Raw genomic sequence first — 13,565 nt, forward strand, 5'->3', positions numbered from 1 at the left:
GGAGCCTATGTGGGGCGGGGCCTCGCCGCAAGACGAAGCGGGCGGCGCGCGGCCGCCCGCCCCGACTCTCCGGCCGCAGACCCCGGCGCGGCCCCTATTCGGCGGGGGGCGGCAGCGCCTCCAGCGCGGCTTTCGCCTCCGCGGTGAAGGCGAAGGCCCTCGGGTCCGCCGCCGCGGCGGCCTCCAGATGCGGGCGCGCCGAATCGGCGGCGTTCAGCGCCGCATAGGCGAGGCCGAGATGGTAGCGCACATATGGATTGCCCGGCAGCGCCTCGGCCGCAGGCTCCAGATAGCGCACCGCCTGGGTGTAGTCGCCGAGCTTGTAGCGGATCCAGCCATAGGTGTCCTGGAAGGCGGGAATCTCCACGCCCCGCAGCGCGCCGGAGATCTCCTCCGCTTCGGCGAGCGCCGCCGGGTCGTCGCCGTGATATTCGACGAGCAGGCTGGCGAGGTTGTTGGCCGCCACCATGGAGGTCGGCTGCGCCGCGAAAAGCGCGCGATACTGCGCGATCGCGTCTTCGGGGCGCTGGCGGGATTCGTAATACCCGCCGAGGAAAAGCCGCAGGCCGCTCGGCTGATCCACGACGTCGACGCCGGCGTTCATCAACGAGAGCATCTCCTCATCCCGGCCGAGAGCGAGATAGAGGCGCCCCAGCCCGAGCACGGGCGCCTGCGCCCGCGGGTTGGCGGCCATCGCCGCCTTGTAATCCGCCTCGGCGGAGGCGGCGTCGTTCTGGCTGGCGTGGAGCGACGCCCGCAACATCAGAGCCTGGACGTTCTGGGGATTCTCTTCGAGGACGTCGGCGAGGAAGGCCATCGCCTTGTCGATTTCGCCGGCCTTGTAATAGACCTGAACCGTCGCCGCGAGGGTGGAATCGCGCTGCGACGGGTCCTTCGAGATGTTTTCGAGGACCGACAGGCTCTCATCGAACCTGTTCTGCCCGCTCAGCGTCGCCGCGCGCACCCGCATCGCCGCGTCCCGGTCGACAGCGGCCAGCTGGGCCGCGGTCTGATCCGCGCCGGTCCAGTCGCCCGCGCGAAGCTGGGCCTCGGCCAGCGCCGTCAGGAGATCCTTGTCGCTGGGCTGGCGGCGGACGGCTTCGGTCAACACCGTCGCAATCGCGTCGTCACGCTGGTTCAGCCGCAGAAAGCTCACATACTCCATCGTGATTTCAGGGCTGTAGCCGGACGCCTCCATCGCGGCGGAGTAATTCTCGCTGGCGATGTCGGTGCCGCCGGTGCGCTGATGGGTCCGCGCCGAGAGCAGAAGCAGCTGCGCGTTGCTGGGGTCGCCCGCAAGGCCGGCCCGGATGTCGAGCAGCGCGTTGGTGTAATCCTCGTCCGAAAAGCGAAGCGCCGCCCGGATGGTGAGCGCGTCCACGTTGGTGGGGGCGTTTTCCAGCACCGACTGAACCAGCTCCAGCGCCTTCGCCCGGTCGTCTTCACGCAGAAGATGGCGGGCGAGAATCAGCCGGACCTTGTTCAGCTCGACGTCGTCGTCGGCGGCTTCGAGCCCCGCGATGATGTCGGCGAGGCGCGTTTTCGCCTCTTCGGTTTCGCCCTGGCCGTATTCGAGCTGCGCCAGCGCCACCCGATAGGGGGTCTTGTCCTCGCGGTCGGCGATCAGGCGCTCCAGCTCCTCGCGCGCCGCGGCCTCGCCCTTCTCCGAGAAGACGAACCTCACGACGCGAAGCGCCGCTTCGGAATCATCCGGCCGGGCTTCGGCGATGGAGCGGAGCGTCGCCTCCGCGTCCGCGGCCCGGTCGTTCTGAACATACCAGCGGGCGAGCGCGGTCTTGAGGGAGGTCTGATCGGGGAACAGGCCCGCCAGTTGTTCGAGATAGGCGCCGACCTGCTCCGTGTCGCCCCGCCTCTCCAGAGCCTGAAGCTTCACCAGCGCGACGCCGAGATCCTCCGGCGCGCGCGCGGTGATGTCGTCCGCGATGGCGAGGGCGCCGTCGATATCGTCCGCGTTGAGCCGCTCTCCGATCAGGACCGCGTGCGCGGTCGGGTTCGCCGGGTCGAGCGCGATCGCCCGCTTCGCGAAGTCCAGCGCGGTGTCGCTGTTGCCGAGCCGCAGCGACACGCCGGCCTTCAGAACCAGCGCGGCGACGTTCTGGGGCGCCGCGGCGACCGCGGCGTCCGCCTGAATCAGCGCGTCGTCCAGCTGCCCCCCGAGCATCATGATCTGCCCGAGCTTCACCAGCGCGGTCTCGTTTTTCGGCTCGACCCCGACGACCTTGTTCAGGTGCCCGAGCATCGCGGGATAGTTCTGTTGGCGTTCGTAGATTTCGACCATGCCGAGATGCGCCGGCACGTTGTCCGCGTCGATCGCGAGGGCGTTGCGGAATTCGACGGTCGCCTTCTCCAGCGCCCCCTCGGCGACGAGCTCCTGGCCGCTCTCCACATGCTTGGCGAGCCGGTCCTCCGCGGTGTCGCACGCGGCGACGGCCAGCGAGCCCAGCGCCAGAACGATGACGAGCATCAGTCGATTCACTTGTCTTGAAAAAGCGCCCATCGGGACACGACCTCCAATTCTGAGAAATTACGCGCGCCCCGGCCGGAAGACGGCGGCGCGCGGCGGATCGACGCCGAATGACGACACGCGCCGCTTTGGCCTGGCGCGCTCATCTCGGGTCGATCATGCATATTCATAGGCCCTTCCGCTGACGTCATCCTCTCCCTTGTTGAGAAGGACGCCAAGGAAATTGACGTGATCGACGAACATTTGCTCGCAATACTCGATTTCCTTCGCTTTCGTCTGCCCGCCCGCCGCGACCATGAGCACGCAGTCGACCTGGTCCATGAACGCGATCGCGTCGTCGCTGACCAGCATCGGCGGCAGATCGTAGATCACGATGTCCGGGTCCAGCCGCTTCACGGCCGCATCGAGGCGCTTCGACGTCATTTCGTCCTGGATCAGCTCCGTGGAATCGCGCACCCGCTCGCCGTTGAGGGCGAGGGCGAGATTGTCGCCGAAGCGGACGACCGCGCTCTCGAGCGGCGTCTGGCCGTTCAGGAACCAGGCGATCGGGGAGACCTCCTTCAACCCCAGAATACGCGAGATCGTCGGCGCCTTCAGATCCATGTCCACCAGCAGCGTCTTGAGATCCGGCTGGCGCGCGAAGCTGAACGCCAGATTGGTCGCGACGAGGGTCTTGCCGCATCCCTTGGTCGGCGAGGTGATCGCGATCCGCCGCCAGCCGTTGTCCCGAAACACCTTGAGAAGCCGCGTCCTGAGGAGATCGAAGGGGATATGCGCGACATCGGTCTTGGCGTAGGTGACGATCCGGGAGCGATGCAGCTGCCCCGCCGAGAGCTCGACCTCCCGGAGCGACTCCCAGAGCGCCGACGCCTCCGTGGGCGCGGCCGCAGGCGACGCGGGCGCGGCCCCAGGCCCGCTCGCGGCCCGCCCGGCGGCCTCGCCTTCCCGCTGCGCCCTCGCCTTGTCGATCGCTTGTTTCAGTCTTTCGACCATGATTCCGTATCCTTGTCGCGGGCGTTCCGCCTAGAAGCGCCGCTCGATGAGCTCGATCAGAAAATTGATCCCGGTTTTCTGCGCCAGACGCTCGGCCAGAACGGAGAGCGGCAAGAAATATTGGTCGATCGCGAACAGGATCGCCGGGACGCCGACGAGAATGGCGAACGCGGCGATCGCCAGGCGCCACCGGCGCGCCCGGATCTCGCGGCGCGTCCGGATATAGGGAACGACGACGATGGGCCGCAGATTGACCCGGCGCTGAAGATCGCTGGACGATCGGATCGACGTGTTCAGAAGTTCGACCAGGACGGCGAGCATGACGCCGAACGCCAGAGAGCCGCCGACGCCGATTCCGGCGATGGCCAGCCGGTTCGGGGAATCGGGCTCGGTCGGCACCTGGGCCTGCTCGATCACCACCAGCCGCTCCGCCTGGCGGTTGATCTCCAGCTTTTCGCCGGTCTCCGCCTCGGCCAGTTTGCTCGACGCGACGGACAGGTTCTCCTGCGTTTCGGCCAGCCGCCGCTGAAGCGACAGCAGCGCGCTCTCGACCTGCGGCGCACGGGTCACCGCATCGCGGAGCTTCGCGAGCTTCTCTTCCGCCTCCGCGGCGCGCTGGTCGATCCTGGCGATCTCATTGCTGATGAGCGTGAGCTGCCGCGCCAGCCGCTCGCGCTGTTGCTCCATCGGGTCCATCACCTGGCCGGTCTCCGGCGAGACCGTCTCCAGCTGCTTTTCGAGCGCGCTGATCCGCGCTTCGAGCGCGCGCACCGTCGGGTGCGACGGCGAGAGGACGCCGCGCTGCTGCGCAAGCGTGTTCCGAAGGGTGTTGAGCTGCTGCTGCTCCGGCGTCACCTTCTCATCCGAGACCCCGGAGAGACCCTGCGCCAGCATCGCTTCGATCTCCTGGCGCTGCGTCTCGAGGGCGAGCCGCCGCTCCTCCCCGTCATAGATCTGCTTCTCCAGCGACTGGATCTCGTCGATGCGATAGGCGGTCGTCCCCGGCAAGGCGTCGGCGTTCTCGCTCTTGAAGGCGACGATCTGGTTTTCGAGGTCGAGCATCTGGCTCGACAGCCGCGTGACCGCCTGCCGGAAGAACGCGACCGTTTCGGTCGCGCGCTCCGTCCGCTGCCGAAGATTGAGGTCCAGCGCGCGCGTCACGAATTCATTCGCGACCGCGGCGGCCCCGACCGGCGTCGTCGCCTTGACGGAGATCGTGAACGCCGACACCGGGGCCGGGCCGCGCCGATAGGTCTGCCCGCCATATTCGATGCTCTCGAATGTGGTCTCCTCGCGCAGGCGTTCGATCTTGTCGCCGAGGGTCATCTGGGTGAAGTCCGAATAGAGATCGAACTTGTCGATGATCTCGACCAGGTTCTGGCGGGTCAGAAGCCGCTGGCGAATCACCTCCATCCGCTCCGCCGCCGACGCCGTGACGGTCGAACGGGCGAGCTCATCCGGGATCTGCTGGCTCTCCACCAGGATATGCGCTGTGGCGGAGTAGACCGGCGGGAGGATATAGGCGACGCCAAGCGCCAGCGGGGTCAGCAGGACGAAGCAGAGCGCCACGATCCACGCGCGGCGCTTCACCACCCCGAGCACATCGCCCATTCCCATACCTGCGCTATCAGCCATCATTCACACTCATGCTTTCGGCCCGGCCTGCGCCGGACGCTCATCTCGTACCCGTCTCTCATGAGAGAGGCTTATTTGCCGCTCACCAGTTTTGGAATCGGCCGCAGCGCGGCGAACTGGTTGTAAATGCCGCGCCGCTTGGCGCTGTCCAGAAATTCGTTCAAGAGATCCTCTCCAATCACCCGCCGTTCGGCTGAGAACCCATAGAGCAAACAAAAATCGCATAAAATATTGATTAACCGCGGCACGCCGCCGGTCGCCTCATGGATCAATTCGCAGGTCCGCTCCGGAAAGATCTCGGTGGTCGCGCCCGCGATCGCCAGCCTCCGGCGGATGTATTTCGTCGTCTCCACCTTCGAAAGCGGGCCAAGGTTGAAATCGGAACTGATCCGCTGAGAAAACTGCCGCAGCTCGGGGCGCGCGATCAGATCGCGCAATTCGGGCTGGCCGACAAGGATGATCTGCAGCAGCTCGTCCTTCTCCGAATTGATGTTGGAGAGCATCCGCAGCTCCTCCAACGCCCGAACGCCGAGATTCTGCGCCTCGTCGAAGATCAGCAGCACGCGGCGCTTCTGGGCGTAGGCCTCGATGACGAAGTCCTGAAACCGCTTGAAGAGCGTGACATAGGGTTCATCGGCGTCGAATGGCTGATCGAGCGCCATCATCACCCAGTGCAGAAGTTCGCCCCGGCCGTCCTGCATGTTGGAGATGAGGCCGGTGGTGACCTCCTCCGGGATCTCGCGCAGGAGCTTGCGCAGCAGGGTCGTCTTCCCCGCGCCCACCTCGCCGGTGATCACCGTGATCGGCGCGCGGGTCATCACGCCGTAGCGCAGCATCGTGAACGCCATGATGTGGCTGTCCGACCAGAACAGGAAATCCGGGTCGGGCAAGGTCAGAAACGGCCTCTGCGAGAGACCGTAGAACGATTCGTACATGATCGCCCCGCCGTCTGAATTCATGCCGTCCTCCGGCTTTTTCACCACATCACCCGCATCAGACGCCGCCACGCCCCGTCCCTGCGAAGGCGCTTCGCCTTCGGGGCCGGATCACGCGCCGCGCTCGCCGCGTCGACGATCCTCGCCTCCTGAACAGGGCCGGCGCGCCACCCCGCGCGCCCGGGACCATGCAACCCACGAGGATGTTATCACACGAGAGCAACCAACAATGTGCTAATTTCCACAGCCCGTTTCAACCGTCCCGGATCGGTCCGGTCAAATCAGTTCGGCACGAAACGGGGAATGATTTTCAACGTATCGTCCAGAAACGCCTGGAGGCGGGCGTCGGCCTGCTCGTCGGTCTCGCCGCGCATGATCGGCGTGATGACGCGCACCAGCCCGCCGTCGCTCCGCCCCATCGTCAGCGCGTCGATCACGGTCGTCGCCTTCGCGAGGTAGTCGTTCGTCAGCCGCCGGCCGCGCTCCTCGAACCAGTAATAGACCAGCTGCCGGCTGAGCCCCTTCTGGATCAGCGCGCGGTTGACCGGCAGCATCGTCGTTTTCCCGCCGACGTCCTTCACGCTGACTTCCGTCCGCCTGATCTTCGACATCTCCCAGCCGCCGGCGGGGATGCAGACCTCCGGGGAGTGGATGCCGTCCCCCTCGGTCTGACGCTCGTAATAGGCGATGAAAAGATCGACCGGCGCGCCCTCGTTCGGCGAGATGAACGCCGCCGAATGATAGTCGTCCGCGCCGAGGACGCTCTCCACCGCCGGGTCCAGCAGCTGCGCCGGGCCGGACCGCCAATCGGCGATCCGCCGCGGAAAGAGCACGAGCGGATCGCGGATGACCTCGGCCTGCGCCCGCTCCGGCGCCAGATGCCAGCCGAGCCCGACCGCCCCCGTAAGCAGCGCCGCGCCGACCAGCGCCGCGGAGAGCCTGATCGAGAAGATCCGGGCGAATTGCCCGCCAAGCCCGCTGAACTCCAGGTCGAGCGCCTCGGAAAGCGGCCGCTTGTCGTTCGCGATCCACTGCATCAGCCGCGCGAGCCCGAACAGGATCAGGACGCAGGCGATGAAGATCACCCAGCCTTCGAAGAAATGGAGGAACCCCTCGGCCTGCGCGATCCCGTAATTGTCCACCAGCACGCCGATCACGCCGATCCGGAACGAATTCATCAGGATCGTGATCGGAGCGGCGGAGAGCAGCAGCACCGCCTTGTGCCACACCGGCCCCTGATACAGCACCGCGAAGATGTAGGAGAAGCTCATCACCGGGAAGAGATAGCGCAGGCCCGAGCAGGCCTCCGCGACGTGAAGCTTGTAGACGCCGAGGTCGATGATGTTGCCGTCCAGGAACACCGGGATGTTCATCAGCCGGATCAGCGCGACGCCGATCTCGGAGGAGATGAACTGGAGGTTGATCGACACCTGCCAATAGAGAAAGGCCGGCAGCGGCAGCATGAACACCAGATGCAGGACCGGCGGCCAGTACTCCCGGCCATGGCGCCAGCCGAATCCGACCAGCACCACCCCGTAGAACCAGAGGATCATCGCGTAGGTGACGATATCGGGGATATGCGCGACGTTGCCCAGCATCGCGATCAGCAGCGTGAACGCGATCAGCGCGACGCCCGGCCAGCGATCAGTGACCGTCGACGGCGGGCGCGGCGTGGCGCTCAGTTGCCGCAGAAAGAGGTAGAACGACAGCATCGGGATCAGCGGCCCGTGGCTGTACTCGGGCAGCCGCCACGCATCGAAAAGAGCGAAAAAACCGCTCCAGAACACCGCGACGCCGGACGCGACAAGGAGGACGAACAGTCCGAAACCCGGCCCCAGATTCCGGCCGAATCTCGATACGACGCCCCCGGAGCTTCGTTCCTTAGCAATCACTGCGACCATCCCACCGCTCCAAACAAGAGCCGGAGCTCTTCCCGTTCCTTACACAAACACGGAGTATCGGCAACCTGCCCCACCAGGCCGGCTTTGATCAATGCCTTGCCTGGTTTCTACACGCGATTGTGGCTTCTGTGGCTTCCTTGTCGCATCGAATTGCAAACCAATCATGTAGATGGGCAAAAAGTTCGGAGCGGCGCCGGGCTCAGCCCTTTTTCAGCACCCGCCGGCCGAGAAGCTCGGCGATCTGCACCGCGTTGAGCGCGGCGCCTTTCCTGAGATTGTCGGAGACGCACCAGAGCGAGAGCGTGTTGTCCTGGGTCGGATCGGTGCGGATGCGGCTGATATAGGTGGCGTAATCGCCGACGCAGTCCACCGGGGTGATGTAGCCGCCCGGCTCGCGCTTGTCGACGACGAGAACGCCCGGCGCCTCGCGCAGGATATCGCGGGCCTCGTCCTCGTCCAGCTCCTCCTCGAACTCGATGTTGATCGCCTCGGAATGGCCGACGAAGACGGGAACCCGGACGCAGGTGGCGTGAACGTGGATGCGGGGGTCGATGATCTTCTTCGTCTCCACCACCATTTTCCACTCTTCCTTGGTGGAGCCGTCCTCCATGAAGACGTCGATATGCGGGATCACGTTGAAGGCGATCTGCTTGGGAAACTCCTTCGGCGCCACCTCCTGACCCGGGACATACATGCCCTTGGTCTGGTTCCAGAGCTCCTCCATCGCGGCCTTGCCGGCGCCGGAGACGGACTGGTAGGTGGAGACCACGACGCGCTTGATCGTCGCGCGGTCATGCAGCGGCTTCAGCGCCACGACCATCTGCGCGGTGGAGCAGTTCGGGTTCGCGATGATGTTCTTTTTCGCGTAGCCGTCGATCGCGTCCGGGTTCACCTCGGGCACGATCAGCGGCACGTTCGAATCGTACCGGTAGAGCGACGAATTGTCGATCACGACGCAGCCCGCCGCCGCCGCCTTCGGCGCGTAGATCTTGGTCGGGCCCGAGCCGATCGCGAACAGCGCCATGTCGAAGCCGGTGAAGTCGAACGTTTCGAGATCGCGCGCCTTCAGCGTCTTGTCGCCGTAGCCGCAATCCTGGCCCATGGATTTTCGGCTGGCGAGCGCCACCACCTCGTCGGCGGGGAAGCCCCGGTCGGCGAGGATGTTCAGCATTTCGCGGCCCACATTGCCCGTGGCGCCGACGACGGCGATTCTGTAGCCCATTCTCGGGTTCTCCGGTCGGATGTCGGATCAATCAGAGCCGGCTTCTAACGCCATCCGTCCCCGAAAACCAGCCGGCCACGCCAGGATTGCATTTTCATCCGCAGGGAGTAGCGTCGCGCCATGATCCGCGCTCTCGTCTGCCTCGCCGCCGCGCTCTGGTCCCTCCCCGCTCTCGCCGGGAACGCCGAGGTCGTGGCCGCCGCCGCCGCCCGCGAAGGCGCGACCTGGCGATTCGATGTCGCCATCCGCCACGAGGATGAAGGCTGGGACCATTACGCCGACGCCTGGCGGGTGGTCGGCCCCGACGGCGCGGTCTATGGCGAGCGGACGCTGCTGCATCCGCATGTGGACGAGCAGCCCTTCACCCGCTCGCTCACCGGCGTGCGGATCCCGGACGGGGTCGGAACGGTGCTCATCGAGGCGCATGACAACGTTCATGGCTGGAGCCCGACGGTGGTCGAGTTTCAACTGCCGGACTGACCGAGAAAAATACCCATGAGGGGCTGGCGGCGGGCGCGCATGGCGCTATCGTCGCCCCGGATGCAGCCAGATCGCGGAGGTTCCCCCAATGAGCAAGTTCGGCGTCAGCCAGCCCGTCCGACGGAAAGAGGATCAACGGTTTCTGACCGGCGCGGGGCGCTATCTCGACGACATCAAGGCGAAGGACGCGGCGCACGGCGTCTTCCTGCGCAGCCCGGTCGCGCATGCGCGCATCGTCTCCGTCGACCTTGAGGCCGCGCGGGCCGCGCCCGGGGTCGTCGGCGCCTGGTCGGGCGCCGATCTCGACGCGAAGATGAAGAACCAGCTGAACTTCGCCGCCGTGCAGAACCGCGACGGCTCGAACGGCGTCTCCGGCCGGCGGCCCTGCATCGCCTCGGACCGCGTCCGGTATGTGGGCGAAGCGGTGGCGCTGATCGTGGCGGAGACGGCGGCGGCGGCGCGGGACGCGGCGGAGCTGGTCGAGATCGACTATGACGAGCTGCCTGTCGTCGCCGACACCGACCGCGCGCTGCTCGACGGCGCGGAGACGATCCACCCGGAGGCGCCCGGCAACATCGCCTTCGACTGGGCCAAGGGCGACGAGGCCGCAACGGCGGCGGCGTTCGAATCCGCCGCGCACACGGTCTCGATCGATATCGTCGACAACAAGGTGATCTCGCATTCGCTGGAGACGCGGAGCTGCATGGCCTCGTGGGACGGAACGGATCTCAGGATCAAATACGGCGGCCAGGGCCCCTGGGCGGTCCAGAACGAAGTCGCCGGGATTCTCGGGCTGGACAAGGCCCATGTTCATGTGAGCCACCCCGATATCGGCGGCGGCTTCGGCACGAAAAGCTTCATCCACCCGGAATATCCGGCCATCGCGTTCGCGGCGAAGGAGACCGGCCGGACCGTGATCTGGATCGCGGAGCGCTCCGAGGGCGCGCTCTCCGACGTGATGGGGCGCGACCATTACACCACCTGCCAGGCGGCGTTCGACGCGGATCTGAAGCTGACGGCGCTCCGCTTCGACTGCGTCGCGGGGATGGGCGCCTATTGCTCCACCTTCGCGCAGCATATCCCGTCCGAGCTGGCGCTGAAGGTGTTGACCGGGGCTTATGACGTCCAGACCGTGTTCTTCTCCTGCAAGGGGGTCTTCTCCAACACCACGCCGATCGACGCCTATCGCGGCGCCGGGCGGCCGGAGCAGATCTACGCGCTGGAGCGGCTGATGGATCACGCCGCGCGCGAGATCGGCGTCGACCCGATCGAGCTGCGGCGGAAGAACTTCATCACCACCTTCCCCTACACCACCGCGTCGGGCGAGCTTTACGACGTCGGCGATTTCAATCGCGTGCTGACCCGCGCGCTGAAGGACGCCGACCACGCCGGCTTCCCGGCGCGGCGGGCGGCGGCGCGGGCGGAAGGCAAGGCCCGCGGCCTCGGCGTCTGCTATTACGTCGAAAGCATTCTCGGAGATCAGAACGAATCCGCGCATATCGAATTCGCCGAAGATGGCGGCGTCAATCTCTATGTCGGCACCCAATCGACCGGCCAGGGCCACGAGACGGTGTTCGCGCAGTTCCTCCACACCCGCGCCGGCATTCCTTATGACCGGATCCGGATGATCCAGGGCGACACCGACCTCGTGCCGAAAGGCGGCGGCACCGGCGGCTCGCGCTCGGTCACGATGCAGGGGAGCGCGATCAACGCCATCGCCGACAAGATGATCGAGGCGTTCCGCCCGCTGGCCGAGGACGAGCTGGAGGCCGCGGCGGCGGATATCGTGTTCGAGGACGGCGTCTTCCGCGTCTCCGGCACCGACAAGACCGTCGACGTGATGACGCTGGCGGCGCGGGCGCGGCGCGAGGGCCAGGTCGAGCTGCTCAACCATCGCGGCCTGAACACGGTGCCCGGCCGCTCCTTCCCCAACGGCTGCCACATCGCGGAGGTCGAGGTCGACCCGGACACCGGCGTGATGAAGGTGGTCCGCTACACCGTCACCGACGATTTCGGCATCCTGATGAACCCGATGCTGGCCGAGGGCCAGGTTCACGGCGGCGTCGTCCAGGGCATCGGCCAGGCGGTGACCGAGCGGGTCGCCTATGACGATGACGGCCAGCCGCTGATGACGAGCTGGATGGATTACGCCATGCCGCGCGCGGACGACGCGCCGATGATCTCCTTCAGCCATGAAGGCACCCCCTCCACCGCCAACCCGATCGGCATGAAGGGCTGCGGCGAAGCCGGGACCGTCGGCGCGCTCGCCGCCGTCGCCAACGCCGGGCTCGACGCGCTCGCGCAGCTTGGCGTCGATCATGTCGACATGCCGATGACGCCGGTCCGGGTCTGGGAATGGATCCAGGCGGCGAAGACGAAAAAGGCCGCGTGAAGAGACGCCCGCGGGAGAAGAGATTTGGAAGACGGATGAGGACACGAGATGAGACTTAAAGGGAAACGCGCGCTGGTCACGGCGGCGGGCCAGGGCATCGGGCGCGCCTGCGCCGAAGCTTTCGCGGCCGAGGGGGCCGAGGTGTTCGCGACCGACGTGAACGCGGATCTGCTCAAGGACTTCAAGGGCGGCGAGACATTCGTGCTCGACGCGCTCGATCCGGAATCGATCAACGCCGGGGTGGATCGGGCGCGGCCCGACGTGATCCTGAACGCGGCCGGCTTCGTCCACGCCGGCACGATCCTCGACGCGACGGAGGAGGAATGGGAGTTCGGCTTCAACCTCAACGTCCGCTCGCAGTTCCGGGTGATGAAGGCGGCGCTGCCGGGGATGATCGAGCGCGGCGGCGGCTCCATCGTCAATATCGGCTCGGCCGCCGGCGTCCATGTCGCGGCGCCGAACCGGGCGATCTACGGGGCCACCAAGGCGGCGATCGAGGGGCTTTCGGCCGCCGTCGCGCGCGATCACATCACGCAGGGGATCCGCGTCAACGTCATCTGCCCCGGCACGGTCGACACGCCCTCGCTGCATGAGCGGCTGCGCGCCACCGGCGACTACGAGCAGGCGATGAAGGATTTCGTCGCCCGCCAGCTGATGGGCCGGCTCGCCGGGCCGGAGGAGATCGCCCGGCTCGCCGTGTATCTCGCCTCGGACGAAAGCACCTTCGTCACCGGGCAATCGCATGTGATCGACGGGGGGTGGTCGCTGTGAACGCATATGACCTGAAGGGCCGGAAGGCGATCGTCACCGGCGGCGCGCAGGGCATCGGGCGCGCCATTTCCGAGCGTTTCATCGCCTCGGGCGCGACCGTCACGATCTGGGATGTCGACCGCGAAAAGGCCGAGGCGATGTGCGCCGAGACCGGCGCGAGCTACGTCACGCCCGAGCTGACGGACTGGGAGGCGGTGCAGTCCGCCGCCGCGCGCTCGAACGCAGAGATGGGCGGAATCGACATCCTCGTCTGCAACGCCGGGGTGGCGGGCAAGAACACCACCGTCGCCGACTACCCGGTCGAGGAATGGCGCCGGGTGCTGGATATCAACCTCAACGGCGTCTTCTATTGCTGCAAGGCGGTGAGCCCGATCATGGCGAAGGCGGGCTACGGCCGCGTCGTCAACATCGCCTCGATCGCCGGCAAGGAGGGGAACCCCAACGCCTCGGCCTATTCCGCCTCGAAAGCCGGGGTGATCGCGCTGACGAAATCGCTCGGCAAGGAGCTCGCGGACAAGAACGTCGCGGTGAACTGCGTGACGCCGGCGGCGGCGAAGACGGCGATCTTCGATCAGATGACCGAAGAGCACATCAACTTCATGCTCTCCAAGATCCCGCGCGGGCGTTTCGTGAAGGTCGAGGAGATCGCGTCGCTGGTCGGCTGGCTGGCCTCGGAGGAGAACAGCTTCACCACCGGCGGCGTCTTCGACATCTCGGGCGGGCGCGCCACCTATTGACGCCGTCCTCGGGA

The 13,565-nt window shown here is 66.4% G+C and carries 10 protein-coding genes; 4 read left to right on the top strand and 6 right to left on the bottom strand.

Going from position 1 to position 13,565, the window contains the following annotated elements:
- Window positions 1–94: 94 nt before the first annotated feature.
- The 6 genes from WG921_RS11270 to WG921_RS11295 all read right to left on the bottom strand — a co-directional run bounded on the left by WG921_RS11270 (window position 95) and on the right by WG921_RS11295 (window position 9,171).
- Window positions 95–2,485 carry a tetratricopeptide repeat protein gene (locus WG921_RS11270; RefSeq protein WP_340109343.1) on the bottom strand — a complete coding sequence of 797 codons (2,391 nt, stop codon included), beginning with the start codon at window positions 2,483–2,485 and terminating at the stop codon, window positions 95–97.
- Between the two features lie 156 nt (window positions 2,486–2,641).
- Entirely contained in the window at window positions 2,642–3,478 is an 837-nt protein-coding gene (locus WG921_RS11275; RefSeq protein ID WP_340109344.1) for a CpsD/CapB family tyrosine-protein kinase, read from the bottom strand.
- A 30-nt stretch (window positions 3,479–3,508) separates the two neighbouring features.
- On the bottom strand, window positions 3,509–5,113 hold the full coding sequence (locus WG921_RS11280) for a GumC family protein (RefSeq protein WP_340109345.1): 1,605 nt from the start codon (window positions 5,111–5,113) through the stop codon (window positions 3,509–3,511).
- Window positions 5,114–5,184: 71 nt separating this feature from the next.
- The gene (locus WG921_RS11285; protein ID WP_340109346.1) at window positions 5,185–6,120 is read right to left on the bottom strand and encodes an ExeA family protein; all 936 of its coding nucleotides are present in this window, start codon (window positions 6,118–6,120) and stop codon (window positions 5,185–5,187) included.
- 209 nt (window positions 6,121–6,329) lie between these two features.
- The gene (gene xrtD / locus WG921_RS11290; protein ID WP_340109347.1) at window positions 6,330–7,949 is read right to left on the bottom strand and encodes a VPLPA-CTERM-specific exosortase XrtD; all 1,620 of its coding nucleotides are present in this window, start codon (window positions 7,947–7,949) and stop codon (window positions 6,330–6,332) included.
- Window positions 7,950–8,148: 199 nt separating this feature from the next.
- Window positions 8,149–9,171 carry an aspartate-semialdehyde dehydrogenase gene (locus WG921_RS11295; protein WP_340109348.1) on the bottom strand — a complete coding sequence of 341 codons (1,023 nt, stop codon included), beginning with the start codon at window positions 9,169–9,171 and terminating at the stop codon, window positions 8,149–8,151.
- 120 nt (window positions 9,172–9,291) lie between these two features.
- On the opposite strand from WG921_RS11295, the gene WG921_RS11300 reads away from it, so the two are divergent.
- From WG921_RS11300 to WG921_RS11315, 4 genes are all read left to right on the top strand, one after another.
- Window positions 9,292–9,651 carry a hypothetical protein gene (locus tag WG921_RS11300; protein WP_340109349.1) on the top strand — a complete coding sequence of 120 codons (360 nt, stop codon included), beginning with the start codon at window positions 9,292–9,294 and terminating at the stop codon, window positions 9,649–9,651.
- Between the two features lie 88 nt (window positions 9,652–9,739).
- The gene (locus tag WG921_RS11305) at window positions 9,740–12,043 is read left to right on the top strand and encodes a xanthine dehydrogenase family protein molybdopterin-binding subunit (RefSeq protein WP_340109350.1); all 2,304 of its coding nucleotides are present in this window, start codon (window positions 9,740–9,742) and stop codon (window positions 12,041–12,043) included.
- Between the two features lie 48 nt (window positions 12,044–12,091).
- Complete coding sequence (locus WG921_RS11310) at window positions 12,092–12,814, top strand: SDR family oxidoreductase (RefSeq protein ID WP_340109351.1); 723 nt, start codon at window positions 12,092–12,094, stop codon at window positions 12,812–12,814.
- Entirely contained in the window at window positions 12,811–13,551 is a 741-nt protein-coding gene (locus WG921_RS11315; RefSeq protein ID WP_340109352.1) for an SDR family NAD(P)-dependent oxidoreductase, read from the top strand. Before WG921_RS11310 ends, WG921_RS11315 begins: the two co-directional genes overlap by 4 nt.
- Window positions 13,552–13,565: the final 14 nt, after the last annotated feature.

The organism is Paludibacillus litoralis (assembly GCF_037646705.1).
Taxonomy (GTDB): Bacteria; Pseudomonadota; Alphaproteobacteria; order Rhodobacterales; family Rhodobacteraceae; genus Pikeienuella; species Pikeienuella litoralis.